This window comes from Pseudomonas sp. O39 (assembly GCF_045447295.1).
GTDB classification, from domain to species: domain Bacteria; phylum Pseudomonadota; class Gammaproteobacteria; order Pseudomonadales; family Pseudomonadaceae; genus Aquipseudomonas; species Aquipseudomonas antarctica_A.
Genome location: NZ_JBJGXV010000047.1, coordinates 1 through 4,358, shown reverse-complemented (window position 1 = coordinate 4,358; position 4,358 = coordinate 1). Strand labels below are relative to the sequence as shown.

The 4,358-nt window shown below is 55.0% G+C and carries 4 protein-coding genes and 1 pseudogene; 3 read left to right on the top strand and 2 right to left on the bottom strand.

Going from position 1 to position 4,358, the window contains the following annotated elements; genetic code table 11:
- Positions 1 to 14: 14 nt before the first annotated feature.
- Positions 15 to 435: pseudogene (locus ACI77D_RS29125) on the bottom strand (transposase); the annotation flags it as partial.
- Positions 436 to 469: 34 nt separating this feature from the next.
- Here ACI77D_RS29125 and ACI77D_RS29120 point away from each other — a divergent pair.
- Positions 470 to 862 carry a lysozyme inhibitor LprI family protein gene (locus tag ACI77D_RS29120; protein WP_407018073.1) on the top strand — a complete coding sequence of 131 codons (393 nt, stop codon included), beginning with the start codon at positions 470 to 472 and terminating at the stop codon, positions 860 to 862.
- A gap of 293 nt (positions 863 to 1,155) precedes the next feature.
- Complete coding sequence (locus ACI77D_RS29115) at positions 1,156 to 2,340, top strand: MFS transporter (RefSeq protein ID WP_407018074.1); 1,185 nt, start codon at positions 1,156 to 1,158, stop codon at positions 2,338 to 2,340.
- Positions 2,341 to 2,585: 245 nt separating this feature from the next.
- Here the strand turns inward: ACI77D_RS29115 and ACI77D_RS29110 are convergent, their stop codons facing one another.
- Positions 2,586 to 3,053, bottom strand: a complete 468-nt coding sequence (locus ACI77D_RS29110; protein ID WP_407018072.1) for a hypothetical protein — start codon at positions 3,051 to 3,053, stop codon at positions 2,586 to 2,588.
- 795 nt (positions 3,054 to 3,848) lie between these two features.
- Between ACI77D_RS29110 and ACI77D_RS29105 the strand changes: the two genes are divergently transcribed.
- Positions 3,849 to 4,358 (top strand): hypothetical protein (locus ACI77D_RS29105; protein ID WP_407018071.1); only part of this gene is annotated, 510 nt, incomplete at its 3' end.

Below are 4,358 nucleotides of genomic sequence, written 5' to 3'. Positions count from 1 at the left end.
ATCACTCTCTACGCATAAAGTTTGTTGATCAAGTTCAGCGCTATGTCGATACGCCACGTCTTGCCTTTAGGCTGCACTTTTTGTGCTTCCACGAACTCACGACGAGCATGCGCCCAACACCTTATACGCTCGACTCCAGCTTGCGCTCCCAGCGCGTTGTAACTGGCGTAATCACCGGTTATCACATAGCCGCAATAACCTTCGAGCAGGCGCGTCGGCAACTCCTGCGCGGCTGGCGGAATAGTCAAAAAGGATCACTGGCTTATCTGGCGGGCCTCCGGTTTGCTCCCACATCCAGGACTGGCTGCTTGGGTCTCGGTCAGGCTCTCTCAACACCTGTACCCGTATTTCATCGCAGTGGATAACACCGCTGGTCAGTAGGCTATCGCGCATTAAATTCAGCAGCGGCTGGAAGTGTTCACCGCACTGGATTAGATTACCAATCGACTCATAATCAGGAAAACCAACAATGAACCATAAATCACTGCTCGCTCCCTTCGCCGCCAGCGCCCTGCTCCTGGCGCTAAGCGGCAACGCTTCGGCCGCCGCGAGTTTGGCGCTGAAAGGTTGCATGGATGGCGCTAATACCACGGCCACTATGGTCAGTTGCAACGCCACTGAAACGAAGTTGCAGGACGAGCGGCTGAACAAGGCGTACAAAACCGCTCTGGCGGCCCAGGAAGGCAACCGCAAACAGCGACTACAGAATGTGCAACGCTTGTGGATCAAATACCGGGACGCCAATTGCGCCTTCGCCGGCTCGGCGACTGGTGGCTCCATTGATCAGTTCAACGGTTCTAACTGCCTGCTAGACATGACCCGCACCCGTGCTCAGGAACTGGAAAACCTGGTTGGGCCATAAATGTACCTGCGCACCTCTGGCAGTTTTACTTTGCTGATGCTAGGCGATAACAGGGTAGGGCGATTTGCAGCCACAGGCAGCCTTCTTGATATATAGGAATTTCAATAATTCTATACATGGCTGTTTGCCGAAACGTGGGGTGAATCGATTTTTACCTACTTTTCTCGAATCTCGGACGCATCTTTTCCGTATTACGCTCTTACGCACATTGGTGGCGGCGTCTAAAACTATTTGCCTGCTCTGTTCAAACGGTGTCTATAGTTCGGTGCCAACGCCGCAACCCTTGAGTACGGATACGTGAAAGACGCCTGCCAATCAATACAGCGAAGACGCCGATGAACGAAGTGATTGATAACCGTAACAAGCTGCTCATCACCTTGACGGTGATGATTTTTGGATTGAGCTACGGTTTGAGTGCGCCCTTGATTGCGATCAAGTTGACGACCGCAGGCTTCAGTGAAGTTTACGTTGGCATCAATGCCGCCATGCATGCGGTCGGTGTGTTTGCCATCGCTCCATTTCTGCCGATGCTGTGTCGCCGTTTCAGTCCCAGGCGGTTGTTGGCCATTTCGCTGGGCTTGCTGGTGGTGTTGTTGGCTGCATTCCCCTTCGTACCCATCGAAGCCTGGTTTGTACTGCGCCTGGGCCTCGGGCTTTTCAGCGAAATCATTATGGTGGTGTCGGAAACCTGGCTGAATCACACGACGGTTGAGCAGGCCCGGGCAAAAACGATGGCGATGTATGTGGCCAGCCTGTCTTTGGGATTTGCCCTAGGGCCGTTCATTCTGTCCTGGTTGGGAAACGCGTCGTCGGCAGCATTCTTTGTCGGCAGTTTTATTACAATACTCGCCAGCCTCTCGCTGCTCGGGATCAACGCCGACGGCCGTCCGATTGCGCACGAAAAGGGCCGCCCGCTCTCTCTGTATCTGCACATTGCAACGCTTGCGCTGGTAGCGGCCGCGCTGAACGGCGCACTGGAAAGCGCCGGAATGAACATGCTAGTGATTTACGCCATCAACGTGGGCTGGCCCGTGCAGCAGGCCACATGGTTGCTGTCTATGCTGTTGTTTGGCGCGATCGTTCTACAGTTGCCGATTGGCTGGCTCGCAGACCGCATTGACCGCCGTCGCCTGATCATTGTGTTGTCGGCGCTTTCAGCGGTTGGCGCGCTGATCTGGCCATTGGCACTCACTGAGCGCTGGCTTTCGTATGGGTTATTGTTTGTCTGGGGCGGTGTCTTTGTCGGGATTTATACGGTGGTGGTGACTCAGGTCGGTGAGCGTTTCAGCGGCACCGAACTGGTCGGGGTTTACAGCGCACTGTCGGTTGCATGGGGCATCGGCGCACTGTTGGGCCCGGTATTGGCCGGAATTTCTATGCATTTAGGTTTGCACGGTTTACCTCTGCTAACCGCCGCTTTGTGCGCTCTGTTCACGCTGTTTGCCGTCATGCACACGCCTACGCCTCATCAGAGTTGAACCCTCAGCGTTATGACGCCGTTGTCTGTCAATAAGCCATAACGTAAACCTCATCCACATTTTTGAATCGGAAAAACGCCAGTGATATCACCCTGGCTTCTACTGCAGGCTGCCAGCTTACTGATCTAGGCACATTCCTATTACGTGACAGGTATTATTTCGCTTGAGTTCGTTGACCCTTTCTCCCTGGTGTCCGTTGTGTGGTTCCCTGCGGGCGTGGCGGTCTTCATCTCGCAACGTTCTCGTTAGCCACTGCTGTTTGCGGTTCTGTTGAGCACGCGAATTTTTCTGGAGCTCCAGAGGCGACACGATTGGGTCTCCACGCTTGTGCACTCCTGCCTGTCATTGAGCACAGGCATTTGTATTGCCTGGCTGGTGCGCCGTTTCGCCCGGCGAAATGACCACTTGAACGCCATTGTGCTTTGGGTAATCGCCAGCGTGGTGGTGTGCGCTGTGGAAGCGGCACTGATCGGAACCTGGCTGTAGTTCGCCCGCGATGTGCCACTGCAACGTCTGCTGTGGGTGACCTGGATCGCCAACATTACCGGGGTGATCTTCTCCACGATTGCGATCATGAGACTGCTCCATGTTGATCTGAATGTCTGTCGCAGCGGGTGGCTGGCCAGGCTCACGGGAGTAATCGCGTTTGTCCTGATTTGCCTGAGTACCTGGTTTATCTTCGGCGTCAAATCCCACTGGTTGAAGTCCAGCATTACCGACTCGACCTGCTCCGCGATGAACTTGGGCTTGCGTGTATTCCGATCATCTGCTGCGTGGTGGTGGCGGTCACCTGGGCTGGGTGGGTCGCAACCCTGGCGCTACTGACCATGGCAACCCTGGTGATTCGTTACACCGACATCGGCCAAGGGCCGTTTTTCCTCAAGGGGCTTAACCCGGGAGAACCACTGCTGTTGGCCCAGTGTTATCTGTGCGCAACCGCCTTATTGATCGTTTTTCTGCGGGCGTTGGATAACTCGGCGCGCCGTTACGACCTCGACGGCGACCGAGCAGCGGGCGAAGGGTGCACCCCGAGTCAGGCGAGGTTTACTGGGGCGATAACCTCGGTGGGGTACTGGGCATCGACGCGCCGGTATTGTCCACCTTCAATGACGTGCTTGAACGAGTACACCCCAAAGACCAAGAGAAGCTTCGGCATCATTGGTCGACTCAACAGCGCAGGCAGGGCGGGCCTCTCTGACGTTCCGCATCACTGCCCAGGGCTCGGGTACCAGGGTCATCTGCGACATCACCCCAGGCCTGATTGCGAATTCGAGTGGCGAGGTGATCGTCGGCAACTGGAAAATTAGTCACTACAAATAATGATGCGCGACCTCGATTGGCAACGTTGACAACACGGGGACATTTCATGATTCAGATCGCATTGCTGTTGTTCGGCGCAGAGTTCGTCCGCTCCAAAGCCAGGGTGATTGGCTGCATCGGTTTGATGTGAGGCTTGATGGGCACATGTGTGCTGATCGACGGCATGGACCGGGGTATCGTATTTCCCAATGAATGCGTTCGGGATCCTGCTGTTGCTGGAAAGCCTTGTCACGCTTAGTGTCGCCTCAAGCGGAATCGGTGCGCAAAAGGCCGTGCTATTTTTCAAGGACGGCGTGTGTTTCTTCGTGTCCCTGTTGATTCTGGCCAACAAGACCTATAGCAACCTCTTGCTGGCGATTATTTTCGGTTTCTCCTATTTCATCTTTGGTTTGCTGATCATCACGTCGGCGTTTGTCGTCCGGTACCCTCATTGGTGCCTGTCAGTCGTCACCGGCAGTGCGAAGGTGATCTTCGCCCTGTTACTGTTCACGGCCTATCCCGTGGGTTACCAGTCAACCGTGTCGTTTTTCATCGGGTCATTGATCATCGTCAGCGGTATTAGTGCTCTGCGCGTGGCCAGGCGCGCCAGCTTACTGGTGCGTGGGACGTCCACTGCTCCTGTGTTCAACCTCACCAAAAAATCGTCCGTCAAACCGGAAATTGCTAAGATTTCTGCCAACTCGCCCACTCATGAACCC